The sequence below is a fragment of the Bacteroides sp. MSB163 genome (genome assembly GCF_036416795.1).
GTDB classification, from domain to species: domain Bacteria; phylum Bacteroidota; class Bacteroidia; order Bacteroidales; family Bacteroidaceae; genus Bacteroides; species Bacteroides maternus.
In genome coordinates this window covers 5,100,235-5,116,062 of the sequence record NZ_CP143867.1, presented here as the reverse complement: position 1 = coordinate 5,116,062, position 15,828 = coordinate 5,100,235, and the positions used below count along the sequence as shown (strand labels likewise).

The 15,828-nt window shown below is 39.2% G+C and carries 13 protein-coding genes and 3 pseudogenes; 12 read left to right on the top strand and 4 right to left on the bottom strand.

The window, feature by feature from the left end; translation table 11 throughout:
* The first annotated feature begins 90 nt into the window (after positions 1 to 90).
* The 7 genes and pseudogenes from VYM24_RS19975 (at position 91) to VYM24_RS19945 (ending at position 8,300) form a co-directional block, all read left to right on the top strand.
* Positions 91 to 1,230, top strand: coding sequence for a DegT/DnrJ/EryC1/StrS family aminotransferase (locus tag VYM24_RS19975; RefSeq protein WP_330940750.1), 1,140 nt, complete (start codon positions 91 to 93; stop codon positions 1,228 to 1,230).
* Between the two features lie 259 nt (positions 1,231 to 1,489).
* Positions 1,490 to 2,331: pseudogene (locus tag VYM24_RS19970) on the top strand (MraY family glycosyltransferase).
* 411 nt (positions 2,332 to 2,742) lie between these two features.
* Positions 2,743 to 3,864, top strand: coding sequence for an AAA family ATPase (locus VYM24_RS19965; protein WP_330940749.1), 1,122 nt, complete (start codon positions 2,743 to 2,745; stop codon positions 3,862 to 3,864).
* 6 nt (positions 3,865 to 3,870) lie between these two features.
* Positions 3,871 to 4,554, top strand: coding sequence for a TetR family transcriptional regulator (locus VYM24_RS19960; RefSeq protein WP_330940748.1), 684 nt, complete (start codon positions 3,871 to 3,873; stop codon positions 4,552 to 4,554).
* Between the two features lie 541 nt (positions 4,555 to 5,095).
* A pseudogene (ltrA, locus tag VYM24_RS19955) lies at positions 5,096 to 6,502 on the top strand (group II intron reverse transcriptase/maturase).
* A 171-nt stretch (positions 6,503 to 6,673) separates the two neighbouring features.
* Positions 6,674 to 7,930, top strand: a complete 1,257-nt coding sequence (locus VYM24_RS19950; RefSeq protein WP_330940747.1) for an AAA family ATPase — start codon at positions 6,674 to 6,676, stop codon at positions 7,928 to 7,930.
* Between the two features lie 85 nt (positions 7,931 to 8,015).
* Positions 8,016 to 8,300 (top strand): hypothetical protein, encoded by a 285-nt coding sequence (locus VYM24_RS19945; protein WP_330940746.1) that lies wholly within the window; start codon positions 8,016 to 8,018, stop codon positions 8,298 to 8,300.
* Between the two features lie 249 nt (positions 8,301 to 8,549).
* Here VYM24_RS19945 and VYM24_RS19940 read toward each other — a convergent pair.
* Positions 8,550 to 8,751: pseudogene (locus VYM24_RS19940) on the bottom strand (DUF1016 N-terminal domain-containing protein); the annotation flags it as partial.
* 1,027 nt (positions 8,752 to 9,778) lie between these two features.
* On the opposite strand from VYM24_RS19940, the gene VYM24_RS19935 reads away from it, so the two are divergent.
* Both VYM24_RS19935 and VYM24_RS19930 read left to right on the top strand, forming a co-directional pair.
* Positions 9,779 to 10,288, top strand: coding sequence for an HU family DNA-binding protein (locus tag VYM24_RS19935; RefSeq protein ID WP_330940745.1), 510 nt, complete (start codon positions 9,779 to 9,781; stop codon positions 10,286 to 10,288).
* 34 nt (positions 10,289 to 10,322) lie between these two features.
* On the top strand, positions 10,323 to 10,421 hold the full coding sequence (locus VYM24_RS19930) for a smalltalk protein (protein ID WP_167332543.1): 99 nt from the start codon (positions 10,323 to 10,325) through the stop codon (positions 10,419 to 10,421).
* A gap of 71 nt (positions 10,422 to 10,492) precedes the next feature.
* On the opposite strand, the gene VYM24_RS19925 is transcribed toward VYM24_RS19930, so the two are convergent.
* On the bottom strand, positions 10,493 to 11,032 hold the full coding sequence (locus tag VYM24_RS19925) for a glutathione peroxidase (RefSeq protein WP_007218048.1): 540 nt from the start codon (positions 11,030 to 11,032) through the stop codon (positions 10,493 to 10,495).
* A 120-nt stretch (positions 11,033 to 11,152) separates the two neighbouring features.
* Here VYM24_RS19925 and araJ point away from each other — a divergent pair, with 120 nt between their 5' ends.
* The 3 genes from araJ to VYM24_RS19910 are packed head-to-tail and all read left to right on the top strand — an operon-like array spanning position 11,153 to position 13,214.
* On the top strand, positions 11,153 to 12,295 hold the full coding sequence (gene araJ / locus VYM24_RS19920; protein WP_291536494.1) for an MFS transporter AraJ: 1,143 nt from the start codon (positions 11,153 to 11,155) through the stop codon (positions 12,293 to 12,295).
* A 58-nt stretch (positions 12,296 to 12,353) separates the two neighbouring features.
* Positions 12,354 to 12,791 (top strand): EexN family lipoprotein, encoded by a 438-nt coding sequence (locus VYM24_RS19915; RefSeq protein WP_195538253.1) that lies wholly within the window; start codon positions 12,354 to 12,356, stop codon positions 12,789 to 12,791.
* A gap of 12 nt (positions 12,792 to 12,803) precedes the next feature.
* Positions 12,804 to 13,214 (top strand): hypothetical protein, encoded by a 411-nt coding sequence (locus VYM24_RS19910; protein WP_224319748.1) that lies wholly within the window; start codon positions 12,804 to 12,806, stop codon positions 13,212 to 13,214.
* 68 nt (positions 13,215 to 13,282) lie between these two features.
* On the opposite strand, the gene VYM24_RS19905 is transcribed toward VYM24_RS19910, so the two are convergent.
* Both VYM24_RS19905 and rlmD read right to left on the bottom strand, forming a co-directional pair.
* Positions 13,283 to 14,194: an RluA family pseudouridine synthase gene (locus tag VYM24_RS19905; RefSeq protein WP_330940744.1), complete on the bottom strand. Its 912-nt coding sequence runs from the start codon at positions 14,192 to 14,194 to the stop codon at positions 13,283 to 13,285.
* 40 nt (positions 14,195 to 14,234) lie between these two features.
* On the bottom strand, positions 14,235 to 15,665 hold the full coding sequence (gene rlmD, locus VYM24_RS19900; protein WP_330940743.1) for a 23S rRNA (uracil(1939)-C(5))-methyltransferase RlmD: 1,431 nt from the start codon (positions 15,663 to 15,665) through the stop codon (positions 14,235 to 14,237).
* Positions 15,666 to 15,828: the final 163 nt, after the last annotated feature.

The following is a 15,828-nucleotide window of genomic DNA, read 5'->3' as shown; positions in this document are numbered from 1 at the left end:
TATTTGTGCCTTATTATCTATGGCGTAAATAACCTTTCTTTTTATACTCTTACTTTTCTATTTATCGTTTTCTTTTAATCATATAATTTTATGGACAAGAGAATTTATCTTTGCCTTGCTCACATGAGCGGCAAGGAGCAGGCTTTTATAAAGGAAGCTTTCGATACTAACTGGGTTGTTCCTTTGGGCCCCAACGTGAATGCTTTCGAAGATGAACTGAAACATTTTGTAGGACAGGATAAGGAAGTTGTTGCTTTGTCTGCCGGTACGGCAGCCATCCATCTGGGATTAATCCAATTAGGTGTTGGAGCCGGCGATGAGGTGATCTGTCAGTCGTTTACATTCTGTGCGTCAGCCAATCCTGTTGCTTATCAGGGGGCGACTCCTGTATTTATTGACAGTGAGGAGGATACCTGGAATATGGACCCTGTTTTGCTGGAAAAAGCCATCAAAGACAGAATCGCAAAGACAGGTAAGAAGCCGAAAGCAATTCTTCCGGTTCATCTTTACGGTATGCCTGCCAGGATTGATGAGATTTGTGCGATAGCCGCTAAATATGATATTCCAGTGCTGGAGGATGCTGCAGAAGCTTTGGGTTCTGAGTTTAATGGCCGGAAATGTGGTACGTTTGGTACCTTTGGTGTGTTGTCTTTTAACGGTAATAAGATGATCACTACTTCGGGCGGTGGCGCTTTGATTGTTCCTGATGAAAGCACCAAGAAGCAGACGATGTTTTACGCTACGCAGGCCCGTGAGCCTTTCCCTCATTATCAGCATGAAAAGATCGGTTATAATTATCGTATGAGTAATATCTGTGCTGGCATCGGTCGTGGTCAGATGACCGTATTGGATGAGCACATTGCACATCACCGCTATGTACATGCTCTTTACGAGAAGGCTTTTGAAGGTGTGGACGGTATAACGTTGAAATCTAATCCTGATGGTCGTTTCAACGCTAATTACTGGCTGTCTACTATTTTGATAGATTCTGCTAAGACCGGTACTACCTATGATGAAGTCCGCCGTAACCTGAATGAACAAGGAATTGAGACCCGCCCTTTGTGGAAACCTATGCATTTGCAGCCTGTCTATGCCCATAATCCTTGTTATGTGAATGGTGTTTCTGAGCGTCTGTTTAATATGGGTTTGTGTATTCCTGCCGGTCCTTGGGTGACGGATGAAGATGTGGCATATATTGTAGAGCAAATAAAAAAGTGCTATAAGAGATGATTTTTTTCAAAAGCACTTTGAACCCCGAAACTTCAATAACTGAAAGTTTCGGGATTTTCTTGTTCGCCCCGCATGGTTCTATTCTAATAGGTGTAAGTCCTTAACACACCCTGATAGCGGGAAGTGTCCAGCCCAAGACAAGGGTGTCCATTGTGAAGTGGAATCTGAAGGAAGTCTGCGGCAACACATCTGGCCTGACGAACAGAAACTTGATATAACCCACATTGCTGCAATGTGGGTTAAAGGGGAAAGTACTGTTATGTATTACCTGATTATATTGGTTCTGCTATTTTTAGCAGAACTTTTTTATTTTAGAGTGGCTGATAAGTGTAATATCATTGGTATGCTTAATGAGCGTAGTTTTCATACGAGGGTCATTTTGCGGGGTGGGGGTATTATCTTTTATTTCGGTGCATTGGCTTATTTTCTAACAAGTGGTTTTGAATATTCCTGGTTTATATTGGCACTGACTTTAGTTACGTTTATCAGTTTCGTGGATGATATTCGTTCCACTTCCCAGAAGCTACGTTTATTGTTCCACTTTTCTGCTATGGCATTGATGTTCTATCAGTGGGGATTGTTTTCTTTATCCTGGTGGTGGCTTATGTCAATAAAGAGATAATTCCTTTTGTGGAAGAGGGGGTTATTTATACGGTTCTTTGTTCTGTATTGGTATTCTGCTTCTTCAATTTCCGTAAGAAAGCTAAGTGTTTTGCTGGTGATGTAGGTTCTGTAAGTATTGCTTTCATTATTCTTTTTCTGATGGGAAGACTTATCATCAAAACGGAGGATTCCAGTTGGATTGTTTTGTTGTGTGTTTATGGTGTTGACAGTGTTTTGACTATTGTCCATCGCTTGATGCTTCACGAGAATATTGGATTGCCACATCGGAAACATCTGTATCAGATTATGGCTAATGAACTGAAAGTTCCTCATGTGGTAGTTTCTTCTATTTATATGGTAGTGCAAGCTGTTATAATAGTAGGATATATAATGTGCTTGAATTATAGTTACTGGTACTTGTCAGGTACTATTCTATTGCTAAGCCTTCTTTATACCTATTTTATGAAGAGATACTTCCGATTGCATCAATCTGTATAAAATCAATCCATTATAACGTCGTCTGAGAAAACAGCTCCTGGCGGGCTGTTTTCTTTGTTTATACCCGCACTTAAAAGAAAAGTTCACTTTTCCAGATCTGTTAAGTAATCATTAAAAAATAAGTTGGTACAAAAACGATAATTTAATTTTAGGCACGGAATTACACGGAATTTCACAGAAGGATAATAACATATCACTTCATCCGTGTCTTTTCCGTGTAATCCGTGCCTAAAAGAAAAATCGCTAAATAAGCATTCGTGTACCAACTTATTTTTTAAGCGTTACTAAGCAAATGATGAAAGCTTTTATTGATACCTTTTCAGAATTCTTTCTGCCAATATTTTGTTGTATTACAAAATTGCTTATCTTTGTTTTTGATACGTAAGTTTTGAATAAATAATATTGTTATATATGATAACTCAGATTACTGTAGAGAATTTTAAGTCCATTGAAAACTTGTCTGTTGATTTAGGGCGTATTAATGTTTTTATTGGAGCAAATGGTGCCGGTAAATCTAATATTTTGGAGGCCGTAGCAATGTTGGCTTCGGAACGTTCGGGACTTATCGAAACCAAAGATATGATTTCAAAAGGAATAAGGATTGCAAAGCCGGATTTAATGATTGGTTCTTTTTTTGGAAAAAAGGTAATTGAAGAGATAGGCTCCTGTATTTATTTCAATAATTTGCGTAATCCGGAATGTCCGCTGAGATATCGTATTTATAATCTGAACTATTTGGATGTTTTCTCAAGGTGGAGCTGCAATGTAAGTTTGCCTCCTAGAGGTGGGATGCCTACTGAGAAGCGTGTTGAAGAATATGATAAGGAAAAAAATGAGAAGAAAAACTATATTTCTCAGTATTTGATTTATTCATTGTCAACAAGTGCGTTGAGAGGAATAACACGGGAGAATTATGAACTTCCTTTAGGTATCAATGGAGAGGGGTTGGATGTTTTGCTGAATAATTTGCCGCAGGAGGAAATTGAAAGAATCAAAGAAATAGCGGAAGACTGTATTTCATGGATTGATGATATTTTGTTGGATAAGGAGGAAACTTATAAAATGCAAGGATATAAGTTAGGACGGAGTATCTCTAATTTATACTTCAGAGATAAGTATATGCAGAAGAAAAATAATCTTTTCTCTGCGGAAAATGCAAATGAAGGGGCATTGCATCTGTTATTTTATCTGACTCTTTTTATAAGTAAACGTACTCCTGATTTCTTTGGTATAGATAATATTGAAACGGGGCTAAATCCCAGGTTGTGCCGTTATCTGATGAAGAATCTGGCAAGTCTTGCTGAGGAAAATGATAAACAGGTTCTGATTACGACACAAAACCCGGCAGTTCTGGATGGGATGAATTTGCATGATGATAATCAGCGTTTATTTGTTGTCACTAGAAAAGATAATGGTGCAACCAAAATAGAACGGATAAAACTGAAACCTGTGCGTGATGGCAAAGATGTGCAGAGTAAACTATCAGATTTGTGGATGAAGGGATTTCTTGGTGGAATTCCTGATAACTTTTAAGTGAAAATGAAAGTAGGAATAATTGCTGAGGGATTTGCTGACATAGCTATAATCAGGGCTATATTGAAGAAATTAAAAGGGATTGATAGCTCTGATATCCTGAATGTCAGACCGGAAGATCAAACCGACGAGACAGAACTTAATGAGAAAAACTTTAGTAACTGGACATTGGTGTTGAAGGAATGTGCTAATTCTGGAAGTTTAAGTGATTTTTTTGATATGTTTGAAGAAGATCGGTATCTTGTCGTTCAAATAGATACAGCAGAACGTGGTGAAAGTGGATATGATGTGCTCTGTCCACAAAGAAGTGGAGTGTCTGACTGGAAGGTGTATAGTGAAGAGTTGCGGAAAAATGTGGTGGCTAAGATAGAGGGTGCTGTCGAGGAAAAGTACCGAGAACGTGTACTATATGCTATTTGTATTGAAGAAACGGATGCGTGGTTAATTCCAATATGGGATAAACATATAAAAGATAGTTCGCAAAAAGTAAGGCCTAAAGAAACTTTAAGTGGGCTAATAGCGAGGTTAAAGGACAAAGAAAAGAATAAGTTAGTGGATACTCGAAAAAGTAACTTGAATTACATTGAGTTGGGACAAGTATTGAAAAAGAATTTGGCAGAATGTCGTAAGAAAAGTGCAAGCTTAGATGCATTTTGTAACTCAGTAGAGGAACAATTGAAAAATGAATAAAAAGCATAATTACTGAAAAAAACAAGCATGTTGAAAGCTATTTGGAGGAATTTTGATGAAACATGCTTCTTTGTATATACCCCGAAACTTCAATAACTGAAAGTTTCGGGGGTTTCTTGGTTCGCCCAGCATGGGTATATTCTAATGGGTGCAAGTCCCTAACACGCCCTGATAGTGGGAAGTGTTTAGCCAACGCCAAGGGTGTCCATCGTGAGTTGGAATCTGAAGGAAGGTAGCGGCAAACATCTGGCCTGACGTACAGAAACCGGATATAAGGCTAAAGGATGTGGGTTAGTCTGCTAAACAAGACAAAGCCTTATAACTATCCGGAAACATCCAAAGTAAATCCGGCAGGTATAAGATGGAAAGAATGTATTCTTAACTGGGGAGGTCTCACAGACGTGCAGATGTTTTTTTTTCAGAAGCACGGAGTAAAGCTTGCTGTGAGAAGTCAGCAGACGACATAGTACCCGAAAAAAAAAATCGGCATTCGGGGAAGGTCTGAACTTTATTTAAGCGAGTAGTCAATGAATGTTACCAAATAAAGGAACGAATGCAGAAAATATCAACATTGAGTGATAACTGCCGGCAAAAGGATAGGACGGAATCCGAAAGCTATGCCGGAGTGCAGACCTTTATTGGGATAACTGAAAACCACCTCGTGGAAGCGCAATTTACCAAAGATGCTTTATTGGAACGTATTGTGTCGCCCGCAAACATGAACCGCGCCTACAAGCAGGTCGTGGCCAACGGTGGCTGTGGAGGTGTCGATAAGATGGAAACGGAAGATTTACTTCCTTACCTGAAACTCCATAAAGACGAACTGATAAACTCTTTGTTGGACGGTAGCTATCGTCCCAATCCCGTCCGGCGGGTTGAAATTCCCAAGGATGGAGGTAAGAAACGTCAATTAGGTATTCCTACCGTTATTGACCGTCTTATTCAACAATCCATCAGCCAGGTGCTTAGTCCGCTTTACGAACGCCAGTTCAGTGACAACAGCTTTGGCTTCCGCCCTAAACGCAGTGCTCACCACGCCTTGCGGCGCGCCCAATCTCATATCAATAGTGGTCATAAATACTGTGTTGACTTGGACTTAGAAAAGTTCTTCGACACAGTTAATCATAGCAAGTTGATAGAGATTTTGTCACGCACCGTGAAGGATGGTCGTGTTATCTCCCTCGTCCATAAATACCTCCTCTCGGGGGCAATGGTAGATGGTCACTACGAGAGCCGTGTTCAGGGAACTGTCCAAGGAGGACCTTTAAGCCCCTTGCTGAGCAATGTTATGCTCCATGAATTGGATACAGAGTTGGAATCCCGTGGGCACAAGTTTGTGCGTTATGCGGACGACTGTATGATTTTCTGTAAGAGTAAACGTTCTGCCCTGCGTGTAAAGAAGAGCATAAGCGCTTTTATTGAGAAACATCTTTTCCTAAAGGTAAATCAAGATAAAACCAGCGTTGGTTATGTTCGTGGCATGAAGTTTCTGGGTTATTCTTTTTATGTAAAGAATGGCGAATGTCGCTTATCTGTCCATCCCAAAAGTTACCTTAAACTGAAAGTTCGCTTGAAAGAACTGACCGGAAGAAGTAATGGTATGGGGTATGAGCAGCGCAAATCAAAGCTTCATCTGTTTATACGTAGCTGGATAGAATACTTTCAGTAGGCAGATATGCAGAGTTATCTGAAACGTATAGATGAATGGCTTCGTCGTAGGATACGCATGTGTATATGGAAATACTGGAAGAAGGTCAAAACTCGGTTTGCCAATTTGCAGAAGTGTGGCATCAGTAAGTTCTATGCCTGGCAACATGCCAATACTCGCTTAGGGTATTGGTGTATAGCTGGGAGCAGAATCCTAACTTCTGCCATGGATAATGACAAATTGAAACTAGTGAGGTACCCTACCTTGATGGAGTATTACAGTAAATTGCATCGTAAGTAAAGAACCGCCACGTGCCGAACGGCATGCGTGGTGGTGTGAGAGGTCGGAAAGCGAAAGTAGGAAGAAAACTACTTCGTTTTCCTCCTACTCGATTTAAAATAGAAAGATGGATTTTAGGATATTTGGAGTGGAATTTGTTTCTCTGCAAGAGATAAATATGAATGTGATAGTATGAGTCGGTTGATTGTAAAAAATATAGGGCCTATCAAGAGTGTGGATATAGAGCTTAAAAAAGTAAATGTATTCATGGGACCACAAAGTTGTGGTAAAAGTACATTGGCGAAGATTATAAGTTTCTGTACTTGGATGGAAAAGACAAATGCATTTGAAGAGAAAATGGCATGGAAAGATGCTTATAAGCGTTTGCAGTCGTATCACAAATTGTCCGGTTCTTATTTTAATGAAGACTCGTTGATATATTATGCCGGTGAAAATTTGACATATGTTTATAATTGGAAAGAAAAAGAAGAAATCCCGGTGTTATATGATGAATATTATACGGAACATTATATTGAGAAAGAGTATTTCTTTCTATCTCTTGATAAGAAAATAAATCCTAAAGTTATTTATATCCCTGCGGAACGTAATTTTGTTTCTGTAGTTCCTAATTTGCGCAATTATGCAGAAGATAATGATAATCTTTTGGATTTTATAAAAAATTGGTATGATGCTAAACGCAAATATCCGGTTGACCACAAGATGAAGGTCTTGAATATGGGAATAGAATATTATTTAGGAGATGGTGATACAGACGTGTTGCAAATGGAAAATGGTAAGAAATTAACTTTGCGTACTGCGTCTAGCGGGTTGCAGTCAATTGTCCCTTTGCTACTACTAATAGATTGGCTCTCAAAAGGGATATATGAAGAGGAAAAACCTTACTCTTATGCTGAAAGTGAGAAGATTACCCAATTGTTAGAAGGATTGCAGACTGGTAATAACCGAACTTCGGATGAATTGGAAGAATTGAAAAGACGTCTGGCAGGTTTTATAAAAGGAAAGGTGTATACTCATACGCAGTTCATAATTGAAGAGCCTGAACAAAACTTATTTCCAGAAGCGCAACGTGATCTTTTATTTTACTTACTTACCGCTATTAATCATGGAAGAAATCATCGTTTAGTTATCACTACTCATAGTCCTTATATTCTATATGCATTGAATAATTGTTTAATGGCTTATGCTGTGAAGAATAAAATGCCGAAAGAGGAGTATCAGGAACTTGATTGTAAAGAAGCCGTATTGGATCCTAAAGAAGTTGCTGTATGGGAAATTGAAAATGGAATGATGCGAGCGGATATTCACAGTGTGAATGGTACAATTCAAGACAAAGATGGGCTGATTCGAGCCAACTATTTTAATAGAATTATGCAAGGAATTATGAGCGATTTTAATAATATGCTTAATTATTGTGAGGAAGATGAATAGTTTATTTTCACACATAAATAGCTTTAGTTCTGACTTATACATAGTTGACTATACTGAATATTCAAAGACACATAATACACCATTTATGGGTGTAACCATATCCGATGTCAAGCCTGATTTGATTGAAGCCTTTTATTTGAAAAATAAACATGGCGTTTCTTTTGACGCTATAAACTTTGAAGAAAATAAGGCGGCTTTGAGAAACAAGGATGGTAAAGTCGTAAAACAGTGTGAATGCATGTGCGTCTCTTCCAAAGCGAAAAATAAAGGGTGGTTATTTCTGCTTGAGTTAAAATATTGTTTGAAGAAAAATGTAGCAATAAATACTAATAATGCATTAAAACAATTGGAAGATACCCATCTTTTTTAAAAGATGAGATGAAGATCATAGATTCCGGACGTTATCGTATATATTGGATAATTTCTATACCGGATCATAGTAGTATAGCTCCTTTTGACGCATTTGTTATGAACCAGGATCAAAAAATAGAATATAAAAAAAGTGGGGAGTTATTATTATAGGAGAAAATGAAGTAGAGATATTAAATGAAGGGTATTTGAGGGGGGACTAAGAGGTAATCCATTGTATGGACCAGCTCTTTCTCCTCTACTACCTTTTATTAGATAGGGTTTGGTGCGCATAAAATAATGCTTCTTCTATGTTTTTACTTGTAATTGTCCCTCAACTTGGGGGACAATTACACTATTGGATGAAAAGTGTACTTTCTCTGCGTAGAATTCATAGAACTTTTATTGTAGTATAGGTTCTGACGAGAAAAAAACTGCATATTAGGAAACTCATTGCGTAAGTCTACTGAAAGCTAAATATTCGTTATCTATTACATTTATAGGATAATCCTTCATGTTACTATGTTTTTTGCAAAGGTAAACAAGTAAATAAATGATGATATGTTTTTGAAATACATTCTTTTAGTCCAACTAGTCAGGTTTATTCTATGTTGAGTGTTGAACTGTGCTACAATTTGGTTGATGGTGATTCTTGCAATGATGGGTAAATTGTCGTTTTTCTTTGTTGCATTTCGTTTTACGAAAAATAAGAGTTTGAAATTACTTCTCATAATCTCACTTTTTTAGTTGCAAGATTACTTTTGCTGGTTGAGAATGAATGTTTGTAGGTCGGATAAATAAGGACAGAAGTTAGTCGATTGGTGACATTCCGTAACCTGTTGTTTAGACTTGACTTTCAGTGATCCGGTCAATATGAAATATTCGAAATGTTAGCGGTCTTGTGAATAATTGAAGCCTCCTTCTGATTATCAAACGGAAGTTTATATCTTTGCCTTAGCCAGAGATATAGTAATGAAAGTGAGTAATCAAACTATTGTAATCGTATGTGAATGCCTTAGCGAGGGTCTTATTAGATAAAGATTAATATTGAGTATGATGGAACAGGTTCGTAATTTGCCAATAGGGATACAGACATTTGAAGATATCCGTAAGGGAAGTTTTTGTATGTAGACAAGACAGATATGATCTATCAGTAAGATTCTGTTTCTCGCTTGGAATCTATGCTTGCCCGACATCTGAATCTGTGGGAAGATGTTTGGGGACGGGAAGAACGTGAGGTGACACTTTCCTGCTGGATAATAAACAGTTGGTGGAGATAGGGGTGAACTTCAGTAAGAAGACGCGGAATATTGATGAATATATAGTGGTCGGTGTTTGATTTATGATCTGATTCATTGTTACTTATAACTTTTCTCAGAAAAACTGCTCTCACTGCTCCTTTTCCTTCTTTTATTAGAGATTTAATCCTCACCTTTGCATTATCGTTGATCAGCGAAGTGAATTAAAACGGAATTTAAATCTCTAAATGAAAAAAGTAGAATGAGTGTAATTTTTAGAACGGTGGAGAGACCGTCTGACCCTCGGGTTGAGAATTCTCCCAAAAAGTATTTCCCGCAATTAGTAACTTTAGGACAAAGTGTGAATCTGGCATTTATTGCCCAAAAGATGCAGGATCGTTCATCGCTGTCTATCGGTGATATCAGAAGTGTAGTACAGAACTTTGTAGAGAAGTTGAAAGAACAGTTGTTGGAAGGTAAGACGGTGAATATTGCCGGATTGGGCGTATTTATGCTGGCTGCCAAGTCGAAAGGATCGGATAAGGCGGAGGATATTACAGCCAAGAGCGTGGATAGTGTCCGTATCTGCTTTCAAGCCAATAAGGAGTTGAAGATAACCAAGACTGCTACCCGTGCCGGTGAAAAGTTGGATCTGGTCAGCTTGGACGATTATCTGAAAGGGTTATCGAATGTTCCTACGGGAGGTGGTTCGGATAGTGGTTCGGGAGACAACCCGGGCGGCGGAGGACTGGATGAAAATCCTCTCGGTTAACGAAAACTAATAATTAAAGCTAAAGAAGATTTCTATGAAGAAAACGAGTTGGAATGTGATATTAAAAGTGATTATTGCCGTAGCCACTGCCATTGCAGGTGTAATCGGAGTACAGGCAATGACGCAAGGATAAGAACTGTTTGAAATAAGCCGGAAGTGCATTTGATTTGCACTCCCGGCTATTTTTTTTAGTAGACTGGAAAGTTACTTTTCAATCCATTTCACTATTTCCTCCGATAACGGATTGGTACTTGAACCATAAGAAGCTACCCATTTCCCGTTTTCATCAATCAGGAATTTATGGAAATTCCAACCGACTTTTGCGTCTTGCACACCGTTCTCGCTCTTCTGGGTTAACCATTTATACAAAGGAGCAATGTCTTTTCCCTTTACAGAGATTTTAGCCATCATAGGAAAGGTTACTCCATAATTCAATGTACAAAATTCTTTGATTTCCTCATTACTGCCCGGCTCCTGACTCAGGAAATTATTAGCAGGAAAGCCGATTATTACAAAATTATCCTTTCCATACTTCTCATATAACTCTTCGAGCTTAGCGTATTGCGGAGTAAATCCACATTTGGAAGCGACATTAACTACCAGCACTTTTTTACCTTTAAAGGTGGAAAGTGATATATCTTCTCCGTCAATGGTCTTGACTGTAAAGTCGTAGAAACTCTTTTGCTGTGCCTGAGCAGCTATTGCCATCATTGCCATAAAAATACTTATAATAATTGTTTTCATCTTTATATTCTGTTTATCTATAAAAACAAAATGGAGACTCAAATAGTTTATCATTGAAATAAAAAAAACACTACCTTTGCGCCCCGGTAAAAGATTAGTTTTTTGTAGGTAAAAATAGGCATGAAGAAGAGTCTTATCGCATTAGCATTCGGCACCTTGGGATTAGGGATTGCCGAATTTGTCATGATGGGTATCTTGCCCGATGTGGCTAAAGATTTAGGTATCAGCATCCCTGTTGCGGGACATTTTATTTCCGCATACGCTTTGGGAGTTTGTGTAGGTGCACCTGTATTGATCTTAGCCCGTAAGCATCCATTAAAACATATCTTACTGGTATTGGTTACCTTGATGATGATAGGAAATACCTGTGCGGCACTGGCACCTAACTACTGGGTATTATTGCTGGCACGCTTTATCTCCGGACTTCCTCATGGTGCATATTTCGGAGTAGCCTCTATTGTGGCGGAAAAGTTGGCTGATAAAGGAAAGGGTTCCGAGGCTGTATCAATAATGATAGCGGGGATGACCATAGCCAATCTGTTCGGAGTTCCACTGGGTACTTCTTTGAGCAATTCCATTTCCTGGCGTGTCACTTTCTTATTGGTGGGTTGTTGGGGCGTGATTATACTTTATTATATCTGGCGTTGGGTGCCTCATGTGGAAGGATTGAAAGATACAGGATTCAAGGGGCAATTCCAATTTCTGAAAACACCGGCTCCCTGGCTGATCTTGGGTGCAACGGCTTTAGGAAACGGAGGTGTTTTCTGCTGGTATAGTTATATCAATCCGTTGCTGACGGAGGTGTCCGGATTTACTGCGGAAAGCATTACCGCGCTGATGGTATTGGCGGGCTTTGGTATGGTGGTAGGTAATCTGGTTAGCGGACGGCTTTCCGACCGTTATACTCCCGGGAAAGTGGGGACTACTGTGCAGGCTATGATCTGTATTGTATTGCTGTTGATATTCTTCTTGTCTCCTTACCCGTGGTTATCTGCATTGCTGATGTGTCTTTGTACGGCCGGTCTGTTTGCGGTTTCCAGTCCGGAACAGGTGCTGATAATCCGTGTGGCAAAAGGGGGAGAGATGTTGGGAGCAGCCTGTGTACAGGTAGCATTCAATCTCGGAAATGCTATTGGAGCCTATGTGGGAGGATTAGCCATTAGTGGTGGATACCGTTATCCGGCACTGGCTGGAGTGCCTTTCGCTATGGTAGGTTTTATCCTGTTTCTGATCTTCTACAAGAAATATCAGGCGAAATATTAAAACATTTCAATATCTTTTCGTATTTTTGTCCGCAAGTATTAACTAAACGAAACGAATTATGAAAACTTTGAATGTTGGAAAAATACTTTTTTTACTGATGATTGTCATGGGGGTGTCATCATGTGGTGATGAGTATTACACTGACGATTATTTGAGAAACAGTGATGAAAAACTATGCGCAAAAAAATGGGTGGAAGAATACACAACAGAGAACAAAGACGGTGTTGAAGTGTTATGTAGTCATCAATTAAAATTTGCTAAGGCTGATTATTCTGGTCAAGAGATTTGGGAATATTATCGTAGTGGAGAAAGTCGCCCTTATGAAACAACTTCACGTACTTTTACGTGGAAATGGATAGATAAGACAATGGAGGGTTTGATTTTGAACTATGGTGCCGGTGAAATAAAGTACTTTGATAATGTATGGGTACGTGAGAACTATTTATCCGGCAAATTGAATGGAATGATTGTGATGATGGTAGGTACTAATTTTTAATAATAATGCCTTATGAAACGCTTAATTTATAAGCTATTTTTTCTTTCAGTCCTTTTCATTGGGCTTACAGCTTGTGATGATCAGGAAGAGACTGAATACAATTTACCAGGTGAGTGGTATACTTCTGAAGAGATTGATTTTGGAGCGTACACTTGGGGGAGAGGAACAGTCATGACATTTAATGAGCGATATCAAGGTACTATTGGCTCAAAAGGTGACCCGAACTATCTTATTTTTAGATGGTACTGGGTTGAAGGAGTGTATAATTTGATGGAATTGGAATTTTTGGATGACGGCAGTATGGCTTATATTTGGGGAGCTCAGGCTGATGCCAATACTTTTAGCGGCACTTGGTATAATAGTTGGAGGGAATACAAGGACGATATGAATGGGCAAAGCTTTTATATGCGTCGTGTTCGATAAATTATATTTTATTACATAAAAAACGCAGATTGATGAGAGTAAAACTTTTCAATCTGCGTTTTTTTATATTATTTCTTCAGAAATAACTTCTTGAATTCATTCAGATAAGGCGTTTCAAACTTCATCAACTCTCCTGTAACCGGATGGTAGAAACAAAGCTTGAAAGCATGAAGGGCCAAGCGTCCAATGGGGTTTACGTCTTCTATTCCGTAGCGGCCATCACCAATAATAGGATGCCCTAAGTCCTGCATGTGCACACGAATTTGGTTCTTACGACCGGTCTCAAGATCCAACTCTACAAGAGAATAACCGTTGGCACGCTTAATTGTGCGATAGTGTGTGATTGCTTTCTGCCCTCCGTCATCTGTTGGACTGGAATAAACATAAAGCGTACGATCAGTAAGCCAGGATATGACACAACCTGCATTCTTTTCCATTTCTCCTGTGACTACGGCTACATAGCGACGGTCGGTTACAATCTCATGCCAGTTGTCGCGCAATGTGCGCTGCGTTTTTTCATCCTTTGCAAACATCATCAGTCCGGAAGTGTCACGATCGAGGCGATGAACGATGTACACGCTGTTACCACGTCCATTAGAGCGTTGAACATATTCATTTAGAATATGATATGCTGTACGTTCCTTCTGGCGTTCACTGCTGACTGACAGCAGGCCTTGCATCTTTTCCACCACTATGATATATGCATCCTCATATACAATCTTCAGCAGGTTATTATGGAATTCTTTCTTGCCTTTATCACGACTGATTTGTACTTTCATACCCGGTTTTAACGGGAAATTATATTGAGTGGTTATCACACTGTCTACGAATACCACTCGCTTGCTGAGCAATGATTTTAGTTTGGTACGGCTGGCATCCGGCATCTTGGCTGCCAGAAACTCCATAAGTTCCATCGGTTCGTTTACTGTGTAGTCCGTATATTGGGTGCGGGCTCGCGCTACTATTTTTCCTTTTGCCACGTTGATAGTGATTAATGGTTAGTGATTAGTGATAAAATTCTCAGTCTTCATTTCTTAATTCCAGGAGCACTACGTTTTCTACGTGGTGGGTGTGGGGGAACATATCTACCGGTTGTATGGCTTTTACTTTATATTTTACGTCGAGCAGTTGCAGATCGCGTGCCTGTGTGGCAGGATTGCAACTTACATATACGATACGTTTCGGTTCGGCAAACAGGATAACATCTACCACATCCTGATGCATTCCTGCACGCGGAGGATCAGTAATGATAACATCCGGGCGGCCATATTGATTGATAAAATCCTGAGTCAGCATGTCTTTCATATCACCGGCAAAGAATAATGTATTCTTAATCCCGTTGATTTCTGCATTTACCTTTGCATCTTCGATAGCTTCGGGTACATATTCGATACCAATAACCTGGCGGGCTTGTTTGGAAACAAAGTTGGCAATGGTTCCTGTACCTGTATAAAGATCGTAAACCAGCTCCTTACCGGTCAGTCCGGCGAAGTTGCGTGCTATCTTATAAAGATTGTATGCTTGTTCGGAGTTTGTCTGATAGAATGATTTAGGACCTATTTTGAAGCGTAATCCTTCCATCTCTTCGAAGATGTGATCTTTCCCCTTGAAAGTGTACACATCCAGGTCGGTAATGGTATCATTACGTTTATTATTAATAATGTATAGGAGAGAGGTGATTTCAGGGAATGTATCTGCTACATATTGCAGGAGTTGCTTGAATAATCTTAATTCTTCTCCCTCTTCTTCTATTTTAGCTATGAGGATAACCATTAATTCTCCGGTGGTAGATGTGCGGATGATCATGTTGCGCAACATGCCTTCCTGTGTGCGAAGGTTGATGAAGGAATAATTGTGTTCGTAAGCATAATCACGTATGGCATTGCGGATACGGTTGGATATGTCATCTTGTAACCAGCACTTCTCTATAGCCAGTACTTTATCGAAAGCGTTGGGGATATGGAAACCTACGGCATTCATCTGTTCGTATACCACGTTTTGTTTTATTTCTTCTTCCGTCAACCAACGTTTGTTAGAAAATGTGTACTCCAGTTTATTTCTGTAGAATTGTGTTTTCTCTGAACCGAGGATCGGAGAAATTTCCGGAAGTTCGATTTTTCCGATGCGGGTAAGGTTGTCCGTTACTTGTTTTTGCTTGTACTTGATTTGCTCAGAATAGGGAAGAACTTGCCATTTGCAACCGCCACATACGCCATAATGTTGGCAAAATGGGACAGCTCTTTCACGAGAATATTCGTGGAACTTCACTACTACAGCTTCAGCATAATGATGCTTTTTTCTCTTAATTTGCAGGTCTACTACATCTCCGGGAACGACATAAGGTACGAAAATAACCAAATCATTAACCTTTGCGATGGCTTTTCCTTCGGCAGCCACATCCGTTATTGTCACTTTCTCCAGTAGAGGAAGCTCTTTTCTATTTCTTGCCACTTTTACACCAGTCTAATAAATTATTCTGCAAAAATAGACATTTTTTCGGGAATTCTCTCTATGAAGTGAAATATTAAAGATTGCAATGTCGAAATTGCATTTTGATAGAAAGTTTTTTCTCAAAAAGTTTTCTAGTATGCGAAATATACTTAGATTTGCGAAC

Bases quoted from the DNA above. Each gene is read 5' to 3' on its own strand.
- VYM24_RS19975 (WP_330940750.1), top strand. From the start codon at position 91: ATGGACAAGAGAATTTATCTTTGCCTTGCTCACATGAGCGGCAAGGAG.
- VYM24_RS19965 (WP_330940749.1), top strand. From the start codon at position 2,743: ATGATAACTCAGATTACTGTAGAGAATTTTAAGTCCATTGAAAACTTG.
- VYM24_RS19960 (WP_330940748.1), top strand. From the start codon at position 3,871: ATGAAAGTAGGAATAATTGCTGAGGGATTTGCTGACATAGCTATAATC.
- VYM24_RS19950 (WP_330940747.1), top strand. From the start codon at position 6,674: ATGAGTCGGTTGATTGTAAAAAATATAGGGCCTATCAAGAGTGTGGAT.
- VYM24_RS19945 (WP_330940746.1), top strand. From the start codon at position 8,016: ATGGGTGTAACCATATCCGATGTCAAGCCTGATTTGATTGAAGCCTTT.
- VYM24_RS19935 (WP_330940745.1), top strand. From the start codon at position 9,779: ATGAGTGTAATTTTTAGAACGGTGGAGAGACCGTCTGACCCTCGGGTT.
- VYM24_RS19930 (WP_167332543.1), top strand. From the start codon at position 10,323: ATGAAGAAAACGAGTTGGAATGTGATATTAAAAGTGATTATTGCCGTA.
- VYM24_RS19925 (WP_007218048.1), bottom strand. From the start codon at position 11,032: ATGAAAACAATTATTATAAGTATTTTTATGGCAATGATGGCAATAGCT.
- araJ (WP_291536494.1), top strand. From the start codon at position 11,153: ATGAAGAAGAGTCTTATCGCATTAGCATTCGGCACCTTGGGATTAGGG.
- VYM24_RS19915 (WP_195538253.1), top strand. From the start codon at position 12,354: ATGAAAACTTTGAATGTTGGAAAAATACTTTTTTTACTGATGATTGTC.
- VYM24_RS19910 (WP_224319748.1), top strand. From the start codon at position 12,804: ATGAAACGCTTAATTTATAAGCTATTTTTTCTTTCAGTCCTTTTCATT.